This is a genomic window from Micromonospora auratinigra (genome assembly GCF_900089595.1).
Classification (GTDB): domain Bacteria; phylum Actinomycetota; class Actinomycetes; order Mycobacteriales; family Micromonosporaceae; genus Micromonospora; species Micromonospora auratinigra.
Genome location: NZ_LT594323.1, coordinates 4,677,543 through 4,697,528, shown reverse-complemented (window position 1 = coordinate 4,697,528; position 19,986 = coordinate 4,677,543). Strand labels below are relative to the sequence as shown.

The following is a 19,986-nucleotide window of genomic DNA, read 5'->3' as shown; positions in this document are numbered from 1 at the left end:
GCCGAGCGCGCGACGTTCGCCGAGCGCGCGACGTTCGCCGAGCGCGCGTCGGCCGAGCGCGCGGAGCAGGCCGAGCGCATCGAGCCGGACGGCGGGCGGCGGGCGGGGTGGGGTAGGTCGCGGGGGTCGCCGGGAGCCGCCGGAGGCGGTAGACAGGGCTCATGGCGTACTCCCGGCAGCCCTTGCTGGCCCCCAACGGTGCGGTCGCGACCAGCCAGCCGCTCGCGGCGGCCGCGGGCCTGGCCGTGCTGCGGCGCGGCGGCAACGCCGTCGACGCCGCGCTGGCCACCGCGATCACCCTGACCGTGGTGCAGCCACCCTCCAACGACATCGGCGGTGACCTGTTCGCGATCGTCTGGGACGGTGAGCGGCTGCACGGGCTGAACGCCTCGGGGCGGTCCCCGGCGGCACTGACCCGGGAGCTGGTGCTGGCCGCCACCGGCGGGCGGGGCGCCGAGCCGGTCGACGCGCTGGGCGGCGCGCAGGCGGCCGGGCCGGCGGTGCCGGCGCGGGGCTGGCTGCCGGTGACCGTGCCGGGCGCGCCGGCCGGCTGGCGGGACCTGCACGAGCGGTTCGGTTCGCTGCCCTTCGCCGACCTCTTCACCGACGCCGTCGGGTACGCCGAACGGGGCTACCCGGTCGCGCCGGGCACCGCCGCCACCTGGGCCCGGGGCGTCGCCGGGCACGCCGGCCCCGTCGGGGCGGAGTACGCGGAGTTCCGCCGGGTGTTCACCGTGGACGGCCGGGCGCCCCGGCCGGGGGAGCGGTGGCGCAACCCGGACGCGGCGTGGACGTTGCGCCGGATCGCCGACAGCGGGGCCGAGGACTTCTACCGGGGCCGGATCGCGGCGGCGCTGGACGCGCACGCGGCCCGGACCGGTGGCTTCCTGACCGGTGACGACCTGGCCCGGCACCGCTCGACCTGGGTGGACCCGGTGCCCGCCCGGTACCGGGGGCACGAGGTGTGGGAGCTGCCGCCGAACGGGCAGGGCATCGCCGCGTCGCTGGCCCTGCGGATCCTCGACGGGGTGGACCCGGCCGCGCTGACCGCCGAGGAGTGGACGCACTGGCAGATCGAGGCGGTGAAGCTCGGCTTCGCCGACGCGCACGCGTACGTCGCCGACCCGGAGCGGTCGGCCGTGCCGACGGCCGCCCTGCTCGACCCGGCGTACGCGGCGGCCCGGCGGGCGCTGGTCACCGGCCGGGCCGGCGATCCGGTGGCCGGTGAGCCGGAGCGGGGCGGCACCGTCTACCTCTGCACGGCCGACCCGGGCGGGATGATGGTCAGCCTGATCCAGTCCACCTACCTGGCCTTCGGGTCGCACGTGGTGCTGCCCGGGCACGGCTTCGCGCTGCAGAACCGGGGCACCGGCTTCCGGCTGGACCCGGGTCACCCGAACGTGGTCGGGCCGGCGAAGCGGCCGTACCACACGATCATCCCGGGTTTCCTGACCCGCGACGGCGCACCGGTCGGCCCGTTCGGGGTGATGGGCGGCCACATGCAGCCGCAGGGGCATGTGCAGCTGGTCTCGGCGACCCTCGACGCCAGGCTGGACCCGCAGGCCGCCCTGGACGCCCCGCGCTGGTACTGGCACGCCGGCCGGTCGCTGCTGGTCGAGTCCGGTCTCGACGCCGGCGTGGTCGCGGGGTTGCGGGCGCGGGGCCACGAGGTCACCGTCGCCGGCGACCCGGCGGCTTTCGGGTACGGGCAGGCGATCTGGCGTACGCCGGGCGGCGGGTACGCGGTCGGCTCGGAGTCCCGGGTCGACGGCGCGATGCTGGGCTGGTGATCAGGCCTCGACGCGTTCCCGGAAGGTGGTCCGGTACGCCTGCGGGCTGGTGCCCACCCGGCGGGTGAAGTGGTGCCGCAGCGCGGCGGCGTCACCGAAGCCGGCCCGGTCGGCGACGTGCTCCACGCTCAGCCGGGTCTCCTCCAGCAGCCGCCGGGCCAGCAGCACCCGCTGGTTGGTCAGCCAGTCGTGCGGGGTGGTGCCGGTCTCGGCGCGGAACCGGCGGGCGAAGGTGCGCGGGGCCATGCCGGCCCGGGCGGCCAGCTCGTCCACGGTGACCGTGCGGTCGAGGCGGCCCATCAGCCACTCCAGCACCGGCTCCAGGGTGGGCGCCTCGGGCGCCTTCGGGATGGGCGCCTCGACGTACTGGGACTGGCCGCCGTCGCGGTGCGGGGGGACGACCATCCGGCGGGCCAACCGGGTGGCGGTGGCCGAGCCGTGCTCCTGCCGGACCAGGTGCAGCGCGGCGTCGATCCCGGCCGCGGTCCCGGCGCTGGTGAGCAGCGGCCCGTCCTGCACGTAGAGCGAGTCGCACCGGACCCGGGCCGCCGGGAAGCGCCGTTGCAGGTCGTCGACGTACCGCCAGTGGGTGGTGCAGTCGCGCCCGTCGAGCAGCCCCGCCTCGCCCAGCACGTACGCGCCGGAGCAGACGCTGAACACCCACGCGCCCCGGTCGGCGGCCCGTCGCAGCGCGTCCAGCACCGCGGCCGGCGCGGTCGTCCCGTCGCCGTGGGCGGGCACGGCGACCAGGTCGGCCTCCTCGACCGGGGCCAGGTCGGCGTGCGGGGTGAGCAGGAAGCCGGAGCGGGTCCGGACCGGCCGGCCGTCGGCCGTGCAGAGGTGGAAGCGGTAGCCGGGGAAGCCGTCGGCGGTGCGGTCGGTGCCGAAGACCTCGGCGAGCACACCCAGCTCGAACGCGGCGACCTCGTCGAGCGCGATGACGGCCACGGAGCGGAGCATGTGACGAGGGTAACCCGACAGGTGGCAGGAAATCGATGCCCGCTGGCATTCCTGCCACTTTTCGGGCCGGGTCGCGCCCCGCAGACTGGGTGCAGTCCGGTGCGCACCGGCGGCGAAACCGACATCAACCACGCGAAAGCGAGCGCCGCCATGGCCGTCCTGCTGCTCCTGCTCTTCCTCCTCTTCCTGGCCCTCGCCGGCCTCGTCGGGCTGACCGCCGACAGCCGGGACTCCGCCGACTGGAAGCCGACCGACGACGGTCGGCGTTGGCACTCCCGCACCTGCTGAGGTGATTTGTGCTGTACGCCCAGAAATTCCCGGGTGGGACCGTGCCCAAAAGGGGCGGCCCCGCCGACGGGGGCCGTCAGGCGTACGGCAGGCTAGGAGCATGGCTGACGGCTCCTGGTACGACGCCGACATCGACCACGTGATCATTTCCGAGGCGCAGATCCGCGAGAAGACCGCGGAGCTGGCGAAGCAGGTCTCGGCGGACTACGCGCACGTCGAGGACGGGCTCCTGCTCGTCTGCGTGCTCAAGGGCGCGGTCATGTTCATGGCCGACTTCTCCCGCGCGTTGGGCCGCCAGGGTCCCCCCGCCGAGCTGGACTTCATGGCCATCTCCTCGTACGGGCAGGGCACCACGTCCTCCGGGGTGGTGCGCATCCTCAAGGACCTGGACCGGGACATCGCCGGGCGGCACGTGGTGGTCGTCGAGGACATCGTCGACTCCGGCCTGACCCTCTCCTGGCTGCTGCGCTACCTGGAGTCGCGCTCGGCGGCCAGCGTCGAGGTGGTGGCCCTGTTCCGCAAGCCGGACGCGGTCAAGGTCCAGGTGCCGGTGAAGTACGTCGGCTTCGACATCCCGACCGAGTTCGTCGTCGGCTACGGCCTCGACTTCGGCGAGCGCTACCGCGAGCTGCCCTACGTCGGCGTGCTCAAGCCCGAGGTCTACGCCCGGGCGTGAACCCCGGCCCGGCCGGGGTCCGTCAAGCGGACGTTCAGCGGGCTCTCAGCCTTTCGGACTACGGTAGAGGCCGGTGACGTGGAGGCACCCTCCACGCCCGACCCCTCGTCCGCGTGACCGGGCGGTCCGGGAGGTCGGGTGCGGAGCTCCCGGCACGCCGGCTCGAAACCTCGGTTCGCCGTACGCGTAAGTGCCGGGCTCGCAAGCTCACATCTGGCACGAACGGTGTACCGTCGAATGACCACGGCGCGGCAGTTCTCGCGCTCCGGGGTCGGGGCCGGCCCGCACGGCGGCTACGGCCGCCGCCCGAGGCGGCGACACCATTCAGTCGGTCAGGACGTCGATCAGGAGGATGCGGGCGTCTCGGCGCCCGACGACAGCATGGAACGTACGCGTTTCTTCCGCCGACCGGTGGTCTGGATCATCCTGGTCATCCTCGGCGCCGTTGTGCTCAGTCAACTGTTCACCGCTGGTCCCAGCTACCACCGCGTGGACACTTCCGTCGCGCTCGATCAGCTCAACAAGGGCGGTATCGAGAAGGTCGTCTTCCAGGACAAGGAGCAGACGCTCCAGCTCGACCTGAAGGACAAGGCCAAGTTCGGTGACGCGAACACCGACAAGATCGAGGCGCAGTTCCCGTACGAGGTCGGCGGCCAGGTCTGGAACGAGGTCCTGAAGGCCAAGGCCGAGAACAAGATCACCGGCCCGGCCGACACCAAGGTCTCCTCGGACAGCATCTGGGTCAGCCTGCTGGTCAACCTCCTCCCCATCGCGCTGCTGGTGCTCCTGCTGCTCTTCTTCATGTCGCAGATGCAGGGCGGCGGCTCGCGGGTGCTCAACTTCGGCAAGTCCAAGGCGAAGATGATCACCAAGGACACCCCGAAGACGACCTTCGCGGACGTGGCCGGGGCGGACGAGGCCGTCGAGGAACTGCACGAGATCAAGGACTTCCTGCAGAACCCGGCGAAGTACCAGGCCCTGGGCGCCAAGATCCCGAAGGGCGTGCTGCTCTTCGGCCCGCCCGGTACCGGTAAGACGCTGCTCGCCCGCGCCGTGGCCGGCGAGGCCGGGGTGCCGTTCTACTCCATCTCCGGCTCGGACTTCGTGGAGATGTTCGTCGGTGTCGGCGCCAGCCGGGTCCGCGACCTCTTCGAGCAGGCCAAGTCGAACGCGCCGGCGATCGTCTTCGTCGACGAGATCGACGCGGTCGGCCGGCACCGCGGCGCCGGCATGGGCGGCGGCCACGACGAGCGGGAGCAGACCCTCAACCAGCTCCTGGTCGAGATGGACGGCTTCGACACCAAGGGCGGGGTCATCCTGATCGCCGCCACCAACCGGCCGGACATCCTCGACCCGGCGCTGCTGCGCCCGGGCCGGTTCGACCGGCAGATCCCGGTGGACGCCCCCGACATGGAGGGCCGCAAGGCCATCCTGCGGGTGCACGCCAAGGGCAAGCCGTTCACGCCCGACGTCGACCTCGACTCGGTCGCCCGGCGTACCCCCGGGTTCAGCGGTGCCGACCTGGCCAACGTGATCAACGAGGCCGCGCTGCTCACCGCCCGCAAGGACCAGCGGGCGATCACCAACGACTCCCTGGAGGAGTCGATCGACCGGGTGATCGCCGGTCCGCAGCGACGGACCCGGGTGATGAGCGACCAGGAGAAGAAGATCACCGCGTACCACGAGGGTGGGCACGCGCTGGTCGCCTGGGCGCTGCCGCACGCCGCGCCGGTGCACAAGGTGACCATCCTGTCCCGGGGCCGGTCGCTGGGCCACACCCTGGTCCTGCCGACCGAGGACAAGTACACCCAGACCCGGGCCGAGATGATCGACACCCTGGCGTACGCGCTGGGTGGCCGGGCCGCCGAGGAGCTCGTCTTCCACGAGCCCACCACCGGCGCCGGCAACGACATCGAGAAGGCCACCGGGCTGGCCCGGGCGATGATCACCCAGTACGGCATGAGCTCCAAGCTCGGTGCGATCAAGTACGGCACCAGCGGCGACGAGCCGTTCCTCGGCCGCAACATGGGCCACGAGCGGGACTACTCCGACGCGGTGGCCGCCGAGATCGACGGCGAGATGCGGGCGCTGATCGAGCTGGCCCACGACGAGGCCTGGGAGATCCTGGTGGAATACCGGGACGTCCTGGACAACATCGTGCTCGAGCTGATGGAGAAGGAAACCCTCTCCACCGCCGACATGGCCCGGATCTGCGCCCGGGTGGCGAAGCGCCCGCCGATGGCCCCGTACCACGGCTTCGGCAAGCGCCAGCCCTCCACCGAGCCGCCGGTGCTCACCCCGGCCGAGAAGGACGCGCTGAAGGTGCAGGCCCAGGCCGACGGCGCCTCGGTCACCGGCCAGTCCTCGAACAACTCGGACGGTATGCACTGAGCACGGACCCGACGGCCAGCTCCCCGCGTGGGGAGCTGGCCGTCTCCGCGACCGAGCCCGACGAGGACGGCCTCGACTTCGTCGCCGCCCGCCTGATCAGCGGCAAGCTGACCGGGCGTCCGGTGGAGGAGACGGTCGACCTCGCCCGGATCGAGAAGGCGGTCCGGGAGATCCTGATCGCCGTCGGCGAGGACCCGGACCGGGACGGACTCCAGCAGACGCCGGCCCGGGTCGCCCGCGCGTACGCCGAGCTCTTCGCCGGCCTGCGGGTCGACCCCGGGCAGGTGCTCAGCACCACCTTCGAGGCCAACCACGAGGAACTGGTCCTCGTCCGGGACATCGACGTGACCAGCCTCTGCGAGCACCACCTGCTGCCGTTCCGGGGCAGCGCGCACATCGGTTACATCCCCGGGCCGGACGGCCGGATCACCGGCCTGTCCAAGCTGGCCCGACTGGTCGAGGTCTTCGCCCGGCGGCCCCAGGTGCAGGAGCGGCTCACCTCCCAGATCGCCGACCTGCTGATGAGCCGGCTGGCCCCGCGCGGCGTCGTGGTGGTGCTCGAGTGCGAGCACATGTGCATGGCGATGCGCGGCATCCAGAAGTCCGGCGCCAAGACGATCACCTCGGCCGTCCGCGGCACCTTCCAGCGCGACGCCAAGTCACGCGCCGAGGCGATGTCCCTGATCATCCGCTGACGAGCAGTGCGACGGCCCCCGTTCCCGCCCTCCGCGGCGGAGCGGGGGCCGCTTCGTGACCCCCCCGCCGCCGCTGCGGCCGGTCAGCCGGGCAACATGGCCAGGACCAGCCCGGCGGTCATCAGCAGGGCCGGGATCAGGCAGACCAACGCGCCGAAGCGGGGGGTCCGGTCCAGCCGGTCCTCGGGGCGGGGCCGGAACAGCCGGCCGATCGCCAGCCAGCCGGCCATGAACGCGACCGCCGGCATCGGCAGCCCCAGCACCAGCGCCCCGACACTCACCGGTCCCGTCCCGGTCGCCAGGAAGACCATCAGCTGGAGCAGCGGGAAGACCAGGGCCAGCGGCCCGTACACCAGCAGGTTGCGGGGGCGGGCCGGCCAGCGGGCCAGCCGGGGCAGGCCCCGCGCGGCGAGGGTGTCGTCCGCCGCCTCCGCCCAGTCCCGGGCTGAGCGCAGGCCGGCCAGTACGGCCGCCGGCCCGCCCGCCATCGTCCGGGCCGACTCGGTGACCTCCGGCGGCGTCGGGACCAGCGAGATCGCCGGTACGCCCAGCTCCCGCAGCCGCGCCTGCTGCGGGGCGAGCCGCTCCCGTACGCCGGCCAGCTCCTCGCGGGCGGCGGCGACCGACCGCGCCTGCTCACCGGCGGCGGTCGCGGCGGCCCGGCGTACCCCGTCGAGCTGGCGGGCCGTGGCGACGTAGTCGGCCCAGGCCGCCTCGCCCGGCTCGCCCTCGACGGCGGGCGTGCGGGGCCCGGGCACGATCGCGGCGGTGCCGGTCACGACGGCTCCTCACCGAACGGCACGAGGACCGTCCCCTGCTCACCCGGCCCGTCCCAGAGCGCCGCCCGTGCCGGGCGGGGCCGCCAGGCCACCGGTCGGTCGAAGAGCTGCTCCAACCGTGCCCCGGGCACGTCCGTCACCACCACGGCGGTCAACTTGTCCACCTCGCCCTCCGGGCCGAGCAGCCCGACCAGCGGCCCCGGCGTACGCCACCAGCCGAGCAGGTGCCGGCCGGTCGGCGGACCCTCCAGCAGCAGCGTGCGCAACAGGTCCGGCGGCAGCTCCTCGGCGTGCGGCACGTCCAGCCCGAACACCACCAGGTAGCCCGGCTCGTCCGCCGCCAGCGCGGCCCGCAGGCCGGCCACGTCCACGGTCTCGACCTCGTGCCGCTGCGCCAGTTCGGCGGCGAGCACCGCCGCCGGCCCGTCCGAGCCGTTCGCCAGCGGGGCCAGCACGAAGCGGGCCGGCCCGTGCTGCACCGCCACGCTCCGGGCCGCCGTGACCAGCAGCCGCTCGGCCTCCTCGTCGCGGCCCAGCACCGCCAGGTTCCGGCCGGCGGCCGGCCCGAGCGGGACGGCCACCGTGGAGCGGTGCACGTCCACGGCCCGACCGAGCAGCGCGGCCGGCGCGTGCGCCCGACCCGCCAGCGCGGCCCGGTGCCGGGGGTCGTTGGCGAGCAGCGGTCGCGCGTACCCGGCGAAGACCACCGGCGGGCCGGCTCCCTCCGGCCGGGCCGACCAGAGCCGGTGCCGCAGGTCGGCGAGGACCTCCGGGTCCTCGTGCGGATCCGGGAAGCGGACCATCCGCTCGTGGCCCCGGGTCGCGCCACGGGGACCGCCGAGCCCACCGGCGGTGTTCACCACCGCGCTGCCCACCGGCAGCCCGGCCGCCGCGTCGTTCGCCGGCTCCAGCACCGCCGAGCCGCCGGGCAGTGCCACCCGCACCGGGAACTGGCCGAGCAACGGGTCACGCGGCCCGCCGATGCCCAGGTCACCCTCGCCGGCCAGCACCAGGTGGATCCCGTACGCCCGGGCGGCGCGGGCCAGCCCGTCCAGCCGGGCCAGCAGGTCGGTGGCGAGCCGGTCCCGGTCACGCAGCAGCAGCGGGAAGTTGTCGATCACGCAGACGATCCGGGGCAGCGCCTGGTGCTCACGCAGCTCCGCGTACCGCTGGCCGCCGGCGCGCCGGCCGGCCTCCTCGCGGCGGCGCAACTCCGCCTCCAGCTCGCCGAACAGGTCCGCCACGTACTCCCGGTCGGCGGCCATCCCGGCGGCCCGGACGTGCGGCACCCAGGAGCGGTCCCGTTCCGTCTGCAGGAACTCCACGAAGGACTCGCCGTCGGCCAGGTCGGCCAGGTAGAGGACCAGCTCGTCGGGACCGTACCGGGCGGCCAGGCCGAACAGCACGTCGGTGAGGAACGCCGAGCGACCGGTGCCGGAGCGCCCGCTGACCAGCCAGTGCGGGGTCAGCTCGGTGAATCCCAGGCTGACCGGCCGGCCGGCGGCGTCGCCGACCGTCGTGGTGAGCCCGTCGGCGGAGCCCGTCGCCCAGAGATCGTCGGTGGGCAGCAGGTCGGTCAGGGCGAGCCGGGACCCGTCCTCGATCTGCCGGGCCAGCCGGCGGCAGATGTCGGTGACCAGCTCGGCCGGCGGGTCCTCGTCGACGAAGACCGGCGCGTTCAGCCCGCCGGGCGGCTCCGCGCCGGGGCTGCTGAAGGCCGCGCCGGGCGGGTCGCCGACCAGCGCGTACGCCGTCCGCACCGACACCGTGGTGGCCTGCGGCAGGACGGTGGTCTCCGGCCAGCCGGCCACGAGCAGGTGCAGCCCGGCCCGGTGCCCCTGCGCGGCCAGCTCCCCGAGCCGGGTCAGGTCGGACGGGGTGACCCCGTCCGGCAGGGCGGCCACCACCACGAGCAGCGTCCGATCGTGCCCGCGCTGCCGGGCGGTTCCCGCGGCCACCCACTGCTCGGCCTCGGCCAGCACCGCCCGCAACCCGGTCAGGTCGGTGGCCGGCGGCGGCAGCAGGCCCGCGTCGGCCAGCGCCGCGAAGCCGGTGAACGTCGACCCGGTGCCGTCCACCGCGCGGGCCAGCAGCGCCCCGGCCGGGGTGGCCGCGAAGAGGCGCAGCAGGACCGCCCGCAGCAGGCCGGCGACCCGGGGATCGGTGGCGTCCGTGTCGACCGCCAGGTGTCCACTGCCGAGCAACGGCACCAGCGCGGGGAACCGGGCGTCGTCCAGCGGCGCGGCGGTGCCCACCCGGACCAGCCCGGGCGGCCCGTCGCCGGGCGGCGTCGCCACGGCCAGCTCCGCCAGGGGTCGACCGGCCCAGCCCGGCGCGGCGAGGGCCGCCGCGGCACGCAGCCGCTCGGCCAGCTCGTACTGCCGGTGGTGGTCGGCGGGGGCGGGCCGGATCTCGTCGAGGATGCCGGCGGCGGCCGTCGCGGCCGCCTCCGCCCGCCGGTGCAGGACGGCGGCCCGACCGGCTCGCGCCTTCGGAGTCGCCACCGCGTCCACCTCTCTTCCCGAGGCCGACCTGTCCTCCCCGAGCTGTGACGGTATCCCAGCCTGGGCCCGTCCTCCGGGATGTCGTTCGGCGCTGCGCCGCTCTTTACCCCGTGCGGTGCCCCGGCTCACCCGGCAGCCAGCCGAGCCGGGCGGCCTGGTAGCCGAGCTGCATCCGGGTCTGCACCCGGGCCAGGTCCATCAGCCGCCGGACCCGCCGCTGCACGGTCCGCAGCGACGTGCGCAGGTGACCGGCGACCGCCTGGTCGGTCAGCCCGGTGAGCAGCAGGGTGAGGATCTGCACGTCCAGGTCGTCGACCCCGCTGCCGGCGAAGCCGTCCGCCGAGGTGGTCACCTCCATGGCCGCCGACCACTCCAGCTCGAAGAGCGCGACCAGCGCGTCCAGCAGGCCGCTGCGGTGCACCAGCAACGCCCCGGTGGTGGCCACGTCCGACGACCTGATCAGCGGGACCACGGCGATCTCGCGGTCCACGATGAACAGCTTGAGCGGCAGCCGCTCGGCGATCCGGATCTGCTCGCCGGCGTTGCGGGCGGCCACGATCCCGTCGATGTCCACGTCCTCGTCGAGCATCGCCCGTTCCAGCAGCACCCGGTACTGCACGCCGCGGGCCACGGCGGCGTCCTCGGCGGTGTTCTCCGCGCCGCTGATGATCGCCACCGGGGCCTTGACGAACGTCATCACCTCGCGGCGCGCGCCGAGCTGGAGCTGCTCCAGGCGTTGCCGCAGGGCGGGCCCGCCGATGATCACATCGACCACCTCGGCGACGCCCCGGCCGGCGCTCGCCGCCCGGTAGAGCTCGGTCAACGAACCCAGCTCCAGCTCGGCCAGGCGCAGCTCGTTCTGCCGTTGCAGGAGCAGCGCGCCGAAGGCGGTGGCCGGTGGGGAGGCCACGAACCGGCCGATGTCCCCGACGCTGCGCGCCGCCAGCCCCTTGCGTTCCAGCACGCCGAGCAGCTGTGCCGCCTCGCTCTCGTCCCCGCCCACCTGGCCGGCCAACTCGACGGGAGCCGCCGAGGCCATCGAGACGAGCGCCCGGTACGCCGCCCCTTCCTCGCTGCTCAGTCCCAGCACGTCCAGCACCATGTCACGCCTCCGCCGCATCGACGCCGCCCAAGTCTGGCGGTTTTACGTCATGGAGGGAAGCCGCCGGGTCCGATCCGTTGCCCGGCCCGGTGCCCGTCGCGGAAGGTCTGCCGTATCCACGCTCTTCACCGAGAGGTCACCTGATGCGACGAAGTCCTCGCCGCCTGGTCGCCGTCACCGTGGCGGCAGCCCTGGCTGCCGTACCGGGCGCGCCAGCCGCCGGCAACCCGACGTCCGCGCCGGCGCCCACGGCCGACGCCGGTGGCGTCACCGACACCGTCACCCTGATCACCGGGGACGTCGTCCGGGTCACCCACCCGGCCAGCGGCGCCGACGTGGTCACCGTCGACCGGCGCACCGGCTCCACCGGCGGGGTGCAGACCCAGACCGTCGGCGGGGACCTGTACGTCATCCCCGACGCGGTGCTGCCCTTCCTGGCCGCCGACCGGCTCGACCGCGAGCTGTTCAACGTCACCGACCTGATCGAGGACGGCTTCGACGACGGGCACGCCCCCGAGCTGCCGCTGATCGCCACGTACCCGGGCAACGCCACCGCCCGCGCCGCGGCGCCCGCCGCGCCCGCGAAGGCCCGGAAGGTACGCGACCTGCGCAGCATCAACGGCATGGCGCTCAGCGCGGCCAAGAAGGACGCCGGGTCCTTCTGGCGGGCGCTGGCCCCGACCGGCGGGTCCGGCCGGTTCACCGGCGGCGTCGGCAAGCTCTGGCTCGACGGCCGGGTGCAGGTCGACCTCGCCGACAGCGTCGCCCAGGTGGGCGCGCCGCAGGCCTGGGCCGCCGGCTCCGACGGGACCGGCAGCACGGTCGCGGTGCTCGACACCGGCGTCGACGCCACCCACCCCGACCTCACCGGCAAGATCAAGGACGCCGTCTCCTTCGTGCCCGGCTCCGACACCGGCGACCGCCGTGGCCACGGCACCCACGTCGCGTCCACCGTGGCGGGCACCGGCGCGGCGTCCGGGGGCACCGAGAAGGGCGTCGCCCCCGGCGCCGACCTGCTCATCGGCAAGGTGCTCGACGACACCGGCTCCGGCCTCAACTCGTGGATCATCGCGGGCATGGAGTGGGCCGCCCAGCACGCCCGGGTGGTCAACATGAGCCTCGGCTCGACCGAGCCCAGCGACGGCACCGACCCGATGGCCCAGGCGGTCGAGCGGCTCACCGCCCAGACCGGCACCCTGTTCGTGATCGCCGCCGGCAACACCTACGGCGAGTCGACCATCGGCAGCCCTGGCGCGGCGAACTCCGCGCTCACCGTCGCCGCCGTCGACGGCAGGGACGTCCGCGCCGCCTTCTCCAGCCAGGGCCCCCGTTTCGGCGACCAGGGCCTGAAGCCGGACATCTCCGCGCCCGGCGTGCAGATCCTCGCCGCCCGCGCCGCGCAGAGCCCGGGCACCGGCAGCTACGTGAAGATGAGCGGCACCTCGATGGCCACCCCGCACGTGGCCGGGGCCGCCGCCATCGTCGCCGCCGCGCACCCGGACTGGTCCGGGGACCGGATCAAGGACGCCCTGATGTCGGCGTCGAGGACGCTGCCCGGCACCACGCCGTACCAGGTGGGATCCGGCCGGCTCGACGTGCCGGCCGCCCTCGGCGACCTCCAGGCGACCGGCTCGGCCGACCTCGGCTTCCACGCCTGGCCGCACACCGACGACCAGCCGGTCAGCCGGACCGTCACCTACCGCAACAGCGGCGACGCGGCGGTCACCCTCGACCTCGCGCTGACCGTGACCGGACCGACCGGTCAGCCGGCCGCCCTGGCCACCGTCACGCCGGAGCGGGTCACCGTGCCGGCCGGCGGCACCGCCACCGCGACCGTCACCGGCGACCCGGACGCCGTCACCGGCACCGGCCGGTTCACCGGCGCGCTGGTCGCCACCGACGGCACCGGCGCGGCCCGGGCGCACACCGCCGTCGCGCTGGTCAAGGAGGACGAGCGCTACAACCTCGCGCTGAAGGGCACCGACCGCGACGGCGGACCGATCGGCGGGTACGTCACGGTCTACCGCTACGGCGACACGTCCACCCGTACCGTGGCGCTCGACCCGACGACCGGGGCCGCCCCGGCGCTGCGCCTGCCGCCCGGCGAGTACACCGTCACCGGCTTCCTGCCGGTCAGCGGTGACGGCGGACCCGACTCGCTCGGCGCCGCCCTGCTCGGCACCCCGAGCCTCAAGCTGGACGCCGACCGGACCGTGGAGCTGGACGCCCGGCAGGCGCACAAGGTCACCGTCAGCACCCCGCGCCCCAGCGAGGACAGCTACCGGCGGATCCAGTACTTCCGGGACTCCGGCATCGGCGGCCGGTACGCGGCCTTCAGCGCCCTCTACGGCGTCTCCCCGCAGGTCGACGACGTGTACGCGGCGCCCACCGGCAGGATCAGCGGCGGCAGCTACGAGTTCGCCGCCCGCTGGGACCGGGGCGTGGCGCACCTGAAGCTCGCCGCGCACACCCCCGCCACCAGCCAGCTCGACCCGCTCTACCAGAACGGCTCCACCCGGCTCGACGGCAAGGTCGAACTGACCGGCGTCCACGCCGGCACCGGCCGCCCCGAGGACTACGCGGGTCTCGACGCCACGGGCAAGGCGGTCCTGGTGACCCGGGACGACACCGTGACGCCGGCCGCCCGGGCCCAGGCCGCGCTGGCCGCCGGCGCCGCGCTCCTCGTGGTCGTGAACGACCGGCCGGGGACGTACTACCAGCAGGCCGGCTTCACCGAGCTGCCGGTGATCTCGCTGACCCGGGCGCAGGGGGAACCGCTGCTGGCCGCCGCCCGCGCCGGCACCCTGGTGCTGCGCGGTGACGCGGTGGCGTTCAGCCCGTACCAGTACCACCTGATCCGGGCCTGGTCCGGCGAGGTGCCGGCCGACCCGACGTACGCGCCGACCGAGGAGGACCTGGCCCGGGTGGACCAGACCTTCCGCGCCGGCACCCCGACGCTCGTCTTCGACCTGGTCGCCGAGTGCCGGCCGTACTACTGGCCGCCCTGCCAGGGCGAGTACGAGCCGGTCGCCGCCCCGTCCACCCGGGTCGACTACTTCTCCACCCAGGAGGGCACCGCCTGGTACCAGAAGGCCGAGACCGTGGGCGGCTGGGAGCAGCGGCACGACCAGGTCGTCTACCGGCCCGGCCAGCGGACGGCCCGCAACTGGTTCAACCCGGTCACCCGGCCACGGCTCGGCCCCGGCTTCTGGCTGCCGTACCGGGACGGGGACGTCCTCGCCGTCAACGTGCCGCCGCACAGCGGTGACCTGACCGGCTCCGACGCCACGGCCACGCTGAGGTCCCGGCTCTTCCAGAACGGGGTACGGGTCGGCCGGGAGCAGCCGTCACAGGCGGTGCAGACCTCCGTGCCGGCCACCGACGGGCCGGCCGAGTACCGCTTCGAGCAGGAGAGCATTCTCCCGGCCGGGCCGTGGATCGCCCCCACGCGCACCCGGACGGCCTGGACCTTCCGCTCCGCGAGGCCGGCGGTGGACCAGCGGGTACTGCTGCCGCTGCTCCAGCTCGACTACCGGATCGACACCGACCTGACCGGTTCGGTGAAGGCCGGCGGCCAGCAGAAGCTCGGCCTGACCGCCGCGCACGTGGCCGGGGTGACCGGCGCGGGCACGCCGGCCGGCGGCACGCTCAGCGTCTCCTACGACGACGGTGCCAGCTGGCAGCCGGTGACCCTCACCGCCGACGGCGCCGGCACCTGGTCCGCGATGCTCAAGCACCCGGGCGCCGCCGGCTTCGTCTCGCTCAAGGCCACTGCCTGGGACGACGCCGGCAACAAGGTCGAGCAGGAGATCATCCGGGCCTACCGGATCCGCTGACCGGTTCCCGACCGCCGCCCGGCCCGGCCCCTTCCCGGGGTCGCGCCGGGCGGCGTCCGGTCGGGCTCGTCCACCCGGCGGTCCGCCACGATCCGGCGGTTCTCAGGCATTGGGTACGCGGCGCGCAGCCGATAGCCTCAGGAGGTGGAATCAGTGCAGCCCCCCGCCGGTTCCCAGGTCTCCCGGGTACCGGCGCAACGGACCCCGCCGGAGCAGTTGGCGCCCCCCGCGCCGGCTCCGGCGCCCGAGCGTCCGCGTCGCCGGCTGCGCACTGTGCTGGCCGTCGTCGCCGGGGTGCTGGCGCTGCTCTGCGGCAGCGGCGCGGTGGTCGGGTTCGTGCTGTACGACCGCGCAACCGCCCCGGACCGCAGCGCCCCCGACGTCGTGGTCGCCAGTTTCATCCAGGCCTTCCTAGACGACCGCAACGACGCGAAGGCGGAAGAATTCACCTGCCAGAACGGCGGCGATCTAGCCGGCCTGCGGACCTTTCGGGATGATCTTGTGGCTCGGGAAGAGCGCTTCGGGGCGAAGATATCCGTGAGCTGGGAGAACATTCGCATTCAGCAGCAGGGTGATGTTGCGAAAGTTCAGGTGGACCTCGTCCTCTCGGCTTTCGTCGACGGGGTGTCGCAGAGTGATCGTCAGGGCTGGGATTTCGAGACACGTCAGAATGACGGCTGGCGAGTTTGTACGGCGAGGCCCGCCTAAGAGCTCACTCCAGCCAGAGCAGGTGTACCGGTACCTCCAACGTGGTCGGTGCCTGGCCGCGCCACGCCCAGCGGTACCACTCCAGTTCCGGGGCCACCCGGACGCAGATGTCGCCGTCCGCGCCCGAGTAGGTCTCGGTCACCGCGCGCAGGTCGCGCTGCTCGCTCGTCCCGGTCACGTGCACCACCCGCCGGCCGGTGACGGCGTCCGTCTCGAAGACCGGGGTCGGTGGCCGTCGGGTGGGCGCGTCCAGGGAGACCAGCCGGATGCCGGTGTCGGCCGGTCTGCCGGCCGGACGGCGCTCGCCCACCGTCTCCACCCAGACCCGCTCGACCGGCACCAACGGCGCGAACACCTCGACCTGCTCGGCCTCGGCGCGGTACCACTCGTGCTCCGGGATGACCGGCACGTACGTCCGGCTGCCCTGTACCACCCGCTCGTCGGCGCGCAGGTCGGCCCGCCAGCCGAGACCCGGCAGGCCGACGAGCACCCGTCGGCCGCGCAGCTCGACCCGGCCGGTGGCCGGCACGATCTCGATGGGGCGCGGGGGTTGTGGTGCCCAGTCCGGGTGGTCCGCGAAGGGATCGGGGAGCGGGTTGCTCATCTGCCGGCGGACCTCATCCGGCATCGCTCACCGGGGCGCCCCGTTGCCGCATGAACGGCACCGGGTCGATGGCGCCCCGACTGGACCGGTCGCCGTCCACGTGCACCTCGAAGTGCAGGTGCGGGCCGGAGGAGTTGCCACTGGTGCCGGAACTGCCGATCACGTCGCCCGCCTGCACCATCTGACCGGGCACCACGTAGGGCTGCTCGATCATGTGGCAGTAGCGGGTGATGTAGCCCCCGGCGTGCAGGATGTCCACGAACCACCCGCAGCCGCCCTTGCCCGGCCAGCCGTCCCGGTTACAGTCCCGCCGGCCCGAGTGGTCGGGGTCGCAGCGGGCGACCAGCACCCGGCCGGTGGCGGCGGCGTGGATCTTCGTGCGCTTCACGGCCGCCAGGTCCACCCCGTTGTGGCTGGGGCGTTCGGCGGTGCGGAAGCCGGAGACGATGCCGCCGGGCAGTGGGGCGGTCCAACCGGAGGCGGCGATCCGGGCACCCCGGGCGGCGTCACAGACCGCCCGACCGGCGATCCGCACGGTGCGGGCCGCGCCGCCGGCCAGCGCGTCGACGATCCGACCGGCCAGCTCCTCGTGCTTCGCGTACGCATCCGGGAACGCGCTGACCTGGACCTTCTGCGCGACCACGGTCAGTGGCCGCTGCTCCCAGTTCGGCACCCGGACCATCTTCTCGTAGAACTTCCGGGTCGCGTACGCGGGCGTCAGCCGCTGTTCGACGCTGCCCCAGCCGGGCCGCTGCTGGAAGAGTCCCAGTGAGTCGTGGTCGGAGCCGACTCCCTCGTGCGGCAGCGCGAGCGAGGACGGCACGCCGCTGTTGGCGAGGTTGCGCAGCCGGGACTCCTGCATGGCGGTGGCGAGTGCGACCACCCAGCCCCGGGCCGGGATCTTCATGTCCTGGCCGACCTTGATGATGACGGCCGCGTTGCGCAACTGCCCGTCGCCGTACTCGGCCATCCGCGGCATGCTGCCGGTGACGCTGACCCGTTGGCCGATGTTGCAGCCCGGGCCGGCCGAGGCCGGGTCCTTCTTCTCGTCGCCGAGCTCGGTGAGGAGGAAGGCGCCCGCGCCGCCGACGCAGCAGAGCAGGGCGAGCACGGCGGTGACCGCGGTGGCGAGCACACCCAGCCGCAGCTTGCGCCGGACCTGCGCCGGGGCGCTCACTGCCGCTCCCAGTCGACCGCGTCCACCAGCCACCGGCCGTCCGGAGCCACCAGGTCGAGCCGGAGTTGACCGTTGTCCAGCGGGATCAGCGCCTGCACGAAGGACTCCGTCCGGGGCCGCAGCGTCACCTGACCGGTCACCCGCTGGGCGGGGACCCGCTCCGGGTCCGCCCCGGTGAGCTTCTCGGTGAGCGCCGGGGTGGACATCGGCTCCAGCCGGGCGAGCCAGTCCGCCCCGCTGCTGCCCGGCCCGCTCAACCAGGCGGTGGTGAACCGGGCCGCCAGCTGTTCGGGCGTCGGCTCACCCGGACGCGTCTTCGGTGACGCCGCCGCGGTCGGGCTCGCCAGCAGCCCGTCGTCGCCGGCCTCCGGGTCGACCGTGCTGATCGGCTCGCGTGGCCGGTTGCTCAGGCCGGCGGTCGGGTCGACCGGGCCGGAGATCAACCTGGCCGCGCCGAGCACGCCGAAGACCAGGACGGCGATCACCAGCGCGACGCCGAGCCGGGAACGCAGCACCCGGGTGAAGAGGAATTCCAGCGCCCGACGCACCGCAGTCACCGAGCCTCGGACCGGACCCGCGGTGCCGGGCGGGCCGGTGCCCGCTCGGCCGAGTCCGGCCGGTAGACGGCGAAGGAGGGCACCTCGTCGGGCACGTCCGGCTCGGTCCACGTCGGTTCCCGGCGCGGACGTGGCGCGGTGGTCCGACGCCCGGCCGACCGCTCGGGTGCGGGTGCCTCGTCGACCCGCTCCCGACCGTCCGGCCGCTCGCGCTCGGCGGGCCGGACGCCGTGCGACGGATCCTCGTGCCGGGCCTCGGGGCGGAGACTGCTCTGGTCGAGTGGCACCCCCCGGCGTCGGCCGAGCGCCGGCTCGGCGGTGCCACCCGGCTCCGCCACGTCCAGCCGGGCCGCCACCCGGATGTCCCGGAAGAACCGGCGGTGCCAGGAACCGGCCGAGCTGACCGCCTCGCTGCTGTCCTTGCCGCCCAGCTGGGTGATCCGCCGGTAGGGGCGGAGCAGCAGCCAGCCGACCACACCGCAGAGCCAGACCAGGACCACCTGGAGCCAGCCCGGCAGGGTGGGGGTGTTCATGATCAGGTCGACCGCGAAGAGGTAGATGGCCGCGCCGGTGCCGAAGATGGCGATGTTGAATACGGCTGCGACCACCGCGTTCGCCAACCGGCGCAGGCCCGCGCTGGCCGGCCGCATCAGGCCGACGGTGCCGAGGATGGGCGCGGCGATCACCGCCCACCGGAAGATCAGGAAGCCGAGCAGCACCAGCAGCGACGCGGTCAGGTCGAACATGGCGAAGAGCACCGAGGCGAGCACCGCGATGAAGCCGGCCCCCACCCGGTCCATGTCACGGGTCCCCTGGAGGTACTCGTACGCCTCCGGGTCCTCCGACTTGATCTGCTCCGCCACCCGGGCCCACTGCTGCTGCTTGGCCTTGATGACGACATCGCGAGTGGCCGGGTTCGCCCGGATCGACTCTGTCTCCCCCCAGGAGAGGGACTTCGCGTCGTACAGCGCCTGGCCGTACTTCTTCGCGGTCTCGCTGTCGGCCGACCCGAGGATGCCCCGCAGCCAGTTGCGGTAGAGCATCGTCTCGGTGGCGGTGTCGCTGGCACGGACGGCGGGCGGGCGCTTGTCGACGCAGGCGTCCGGGTTGGGCAGGACGCACTTGTCCTTGGGGACGTCCCTGGTCGCCGGGCCCACGGCGTCGTGCACCACGCCGAGGGCGGAGATCAGGGTGTTGTCCGCGACGTTCGCGGACTTCACCGGCCAGGCGGCGAGCGCGGTCACCGCGACCATCACCAGGAGTGCCCAACCGGCGGTGGTCATCGCGTTGCTCATGTCCGACTGGCGGGAGCGCCAGAGCAGGTAGAGCCCCACCACGCAGAGCGTGATGATGCCGAAGACGCTGAACACCTTCTGGTAGACGGCCTTGGTGGCCTGCTCGACCAGCGGGTCCGCCCAGCGCCACATCGACCGGGGGTCCCAGGCCCGCTCCCGCAGGGCGTTCGACGCACCGATCACCGAGTCGGCGAACATGAACTCGCCGTTGGCGACCATGGTGGTGAAGCGGTAGTCCGGATGGAGCACCGACGACGCGCAGCCGCCGTCGATGTCGTACGTGGTGTAGCTGTAGCCGGCGTAGCCGTAGTCGCTGTAGAGGCCCTTGGGGCCGGGGAGCTTGGCGGAGTCCGGACGGGCCGCGAACCAGCCGGCGAGCCCCGAGTCGGGCGCGCTGGGCACGGGCGCGTTGCGGCAGGTGACCTGGTCCTCGCTGACCGCCTGGAGCTTGGCCACGCAGGAGCGGAAGTCGGTCTGCCACTCCTTCGTGCTGCACAGCTCGGCCCGGGCCTGGGCGGCGACGGGGGTGGCGGCGTACGCGGGTGTGCCCCCGGTCAGCGGCCAGGAGATGGTGGCCCCGGCGAGTACGCCGAGAGCGAGGAGGAGCGCCGCCAGCCTCGCCAT

General features: G+C 74.0%; 15 protein-coding genes. 7 read left to right on the top strand and 8 right to left on the bottom strand.

The genetic code is table 11. The features are described 5' to 3' along the window. Window positions 1–161: 161 nt before the first annotated feature. Window positions 162–1,790, top strand: coding sequence for a gamma-glutamyltransferase family protein (locus tag GA0070611_RS21055; protein ID WP_091667008.1), 1,629 nt, complete (start codon window positions 162–164; stop codon window positions 1,788–1,790). Here GA0070611_RS21055 and GA0070611_RS21050 read toward each other — a convergent pair whose 3' ends face one another. Continuing rightward, window positions 1,791–2,750 (bottom strand): GlxA family transcriptional regulator, encoded by a 960-nt coding sequence (locus GA0070611_RS21050; protein WP_091667006.1) that lies wholly within the window; start codon window positions 2,748–2,750, stop codon window positions 1,791–1,793. 150 nt (window positions 2,751–2,900) lie between these two features. Here GA0070611_RS21050 and GA0070611_RS31370 point away from each other — a divergent pair, with 150 nt between their 5' ends. The 4 genes from GA0070611_RS31370 (at window position 2,901) to folE (ending at window position 6,800) form a co-directional block, all read left to right on the top strand. Further along, window positions 2,901–3,038 carry a hypothetical protein gene (locus GA0070611_RS31370; protein ID WP_167604454.1) on the top strand — a complete coding sequence of 46 codons (138 nt, stop codon included), beginning with the start codon at window positions 2,901–2,903 and terminating at the stop codon, window positions 3,036–3,038. A 100-nt stretch (window positions 3,039–3,138) separates the two neighbouring features. Then, a complete protein-coding gene (gene hpt, locus GA0070611_RS21040) occupies window positions 3,139–3,714 on the top strand; it encodes a hypoxanthine phosphoribosyltransferase (RefSeq protein WP_091667002.1) in 576 nt (191 codons plus the stop codon). A gap of 381 nt (window positions 3,715–4,095) precedes the next feature. Next, complete coding sequence (ftsH, locus tag GA0070611_RS21035) at window positions 4,096–6,105, top strand: ATP-dependent zinc metalloprotease FtsH (RefSeq protein WP_091667000.1); 2,010 nt, start codon at window positions 4,096–4,098, stop codon at window positions 6,103–6,105. Window positions 6,106–6,140: 35 nt separating this feature from the next. Beyond that, window positions 6,141–6,800 carry a GTP cyclohydrolase I FolE gene (folE, locus tag GA0070611_RS21030; RefSeq protein WP_091666998.1) on the top strand — a complete coding sequence of 220 codons (660 nt, stop codon included), beginning with the start codon at window positions 6,141–6,143 and terminating at the stop codon, window positions 6,798–6,800. Window positions 6,801–6,883: 83 nt separating this feature from the next. On the opposite strand, the gene GA0070611_RS21025 is transcribed toward folE, so the two are convergent. The 3 genes from GA0070611_RS21025 to GA0070611_RS21015 form a co-directional block, all read right to left on the bottom strand. Then, window positions 6,884–7,579: a hypothetical protein gene (locus GA0070611_RS21025; protein ID WP_091666995.1), complete on the bottom strand. Its 696-nt coding sequence runs from the start codon at window positions 7,577–7,579 to the stop codon at window positions 6,884–6,886. After that, a complete protein-coding gene (locus tag GA0070611_RS21020; protein WP_091666992.1) occupies window positions 7,576–10,092 on the bottom strand; it encodes an FtsK/SpoIIIE domain-containing protein in 2,517 nt (838 codons plus the stop codon). Before GA0070611_RS21020 ends, GA0070611_RS21025 begins: the two co-directional genes overlap by 4 nt. Window positions 10,093–10,186: 94 nt before the next feature. Next, window positions 10,187–11,185, bottom strand: a complete 999-nt coding sequence (locus tag GA0070611_RS21015) for a TrmB family transcriptional regulator (protein WP_091666991.1) — start codon at window positions 11,183–11,185, stop codon at window positions 10,187–10,189. 143 nt (window positions 11,186–11,328) lie between these two features. Between GA0070611_RS21015 and GA0070611_RS21010 the strand changes: the two genes are divergently transcribed. Together GA0070611_RS21010 and GA0070611_RS21005 are read left to right on the top strand one after the other, a co-directional pair. Beyond that, window positions 11,329–15,021 carry a S8 family serine peptidase gene (locus GA0070611_RS21010; protein ID WP_157740361.1) on the top strand — a complete coding sequence of 1,231 codons (3,693 nt, stop codon included), beginning with the start codon at window positions 11,329–11,331 and terminating at the stop codon, window positions 15,019–15,021. Between the two features lie 153 nt (window positions 15,022–15,174). Beyond that, entirely contained in the window at window positions 15,175–15,729 is a 555-nt protein-coding gene (locus tag GA0070611_RS21005) for a hypothetical protein (RefSeq protein WP_091666986.1), read from the top strand. Window positions 15,730–15,733: 4 nt separating this feature from the next. Here GA0070611_RS21005 and GA0070611_RS21000 read toward each other — a convergent pair whose 3' ends face one another. The 4 genes from GA0070611_RS21000 to GA0070611_RS20985 are packed head-to-tail and all read right to left on the bottom strand — an operon-like array spanning window position 15,734 to window position 19,986. Then, a complete protein-coding gene (locus tag GA0070611_RS21000) occupies window positions 15,734–16,333 on the bottom strand; it encodes a hypothetical protein (RefSeq protein ID WP_091666983.1) in 600 nt (199 codons plus the stop codon). A gap of 13 nt (window positions 16,334–16,346) precedes the next feature. Further along, complete coding sequence (locus GA0070611_RS20995; RefSeq protein WP_091666980.1) at window positions 16,347–17,510, bottom strand: M23 family metallopeptidase; 1,164 nt, start codon at window positions 17,508–17,510, stop codon at window positions 16,347–16,349. Beyond that, window positions 17,507–18,067 carry a hypothetical protein gene (locus GA0070611_RS20990; protein ID WP_091666978.1) on the bottom strand — a complete coding sequence of 187 codons (561 nt, stop codon included), beginning with the start codon at window positions 18,065–18,067 and terminating at the stop codon, window positions 17,507–17,509. The genes GA0070611_RS20995 and GA0070611_RS20990 overlap by 4 nt, the downstream gene beginning before the upstream one ends. After that, window positions 18,064–19,986, bottom strand: coding sequence for an MraY family glycosyltransferase (locus GA0070611_RS20985; RefSeq protein WP_091666976.1), 1,923 nt, complete (start codon window positions 19,984–19,986; stop codon window positions 18,064–18,066). The genes GA0070611_RS20990 and GA0070611_RS20985 overlap by 4 nt, the downstream gene beginning before the upstream one ends.